This is a genomic window from Hydrogenobaculum acidophilum (assembly GCF_054656715.1).
Genome location: NZ_BAAHXP010000042.1, coordinates 1 through 1,380 on the forward strand (window position 1 = coordinate 1; position 1,380 = coordinate 1,380).

A 1,380-nucleotide genomic window follows, 5' to 3' on the forward strand; every position below is an offset into this window, starting at 1 on the left:
GAGACCTGCCCCTAATTTTGTGTAAATCTATTTTATAATCATTTCCAAACATAGTCAATACTGCCTTCATCATAAATCTATTAGAGAAAGTTCCTCTGTCTCAAATCTTAAAGCAAAGAGTTGTCTTATACTGTAAGACTCTGCCGCTAAAGTAGGATTAGGCTTATCTAACCACTTATCGTGAATGTTTGCAAGTTGTATAAACGTGTTGATCTCAAGCATCTTCATGGAGTTAAAGAATCCTCCTTGTTTGTTTCTCATGTACTCCAATCCTGAGTTGATAGATTCTACTATGTTTGTAGTATAGATGGACTTTCTTACATTCTCAGGGTACTTCAAGAATGCAAGATAGTTTGCTTCGTATTTCTCAAGGTATTTGGCGTAGGTTGGATTTATCTCTCGTACTTTTTCTACAAGCTCTTTGTAATACCTTTTTCCTTCCTCATAGTTTTGAGCATGCTTGATGGCTTGAAAGAGTCTATAAAACTCTTTCATACTCTTTAGATTTAGCTTGTTCTTTAGGTTTCTGTAAAGATGTACAAGGCAAAACTGATGGTCTGAAAGAGGAAACAACTTTTGAACTAACTTTTCTATACCACTAAAGTGATCTGTTACAAGTATTAATACTCTTGAGAGGCCTCTTGATATCATATCCTGAAACACTTCGTTCCAGAATGATACATTCTCTTTCCCTTTGAGCACCCAGAACCCGTATATACCTTTATGACCAGAAAGATCTATGCCTACTGCAACAAAAAGGCTAACAGGGATAGATTGATTCTCATCCTTTATCTCTGTGTGGTAGGCGTCTACATACAAAGCAAAAAGAGCATCTGGTATTCTTCTTATTTTGAAATAGTCCATCCTTTCTTTAACCAAATCTTCAACTCTTTCAACGGCATCTTCCGAGTATGGAATATCCAAGTTTTCCATTACGCTCTTTATCTTAGCTTTAGAGTAACCATTAGCCAATAGTGCCAATATAAACTCTTCATATTCTTTATTAACTCTTTTCCATCTTTTTGGTAATATAGAGGGTCGGAAAGAATTAGAGGTTCTAACTCTAGGTATTTCTAAATTGAGACTTCCCATATGGGTAGAGACTATTCTTGAATAAAACCCATTTCTATACTCCTCTGGGTTATCCTCTAAGAACGCTTCTTGCTCTTTAAGCATAAGATGATTTAACATTGCTTCTACTATAGTACTTAGAGCTGGATACTCTCCTTTCTTAACCATCTCTTCCATTGCTTCAATTACTTTCTGCAATCCCTCGCTGGGATTAGCCAATCTTGGCGGTCTACCTCTTCTTTTCATAAACAAAACCTCCTAAAATGATATTTAAACATATTTCTTTCCATTTTACACAAAATTGTTTTT

1 protein-coding gene is annotated in these 1,380 nt (G+C 35.4%); it reads right to left on the reverse strand.

Annotated features, from left to right (window positions below):
• Nucleotides 1-69: 69 nt before the first annotated feature.
• Nucleotides 70-1,317, reverse strand: coding sequence for an IS256 family transposase (locus ACYQZV_RS09030; RefSeq protein ID WP_459895302.1), 1,248 nt, complete (start codon nt 1,315-1,317; stop codon nt 70-72).
• Nucleotides 1,318-1,380: the final 63 nt, after the last annotated feature.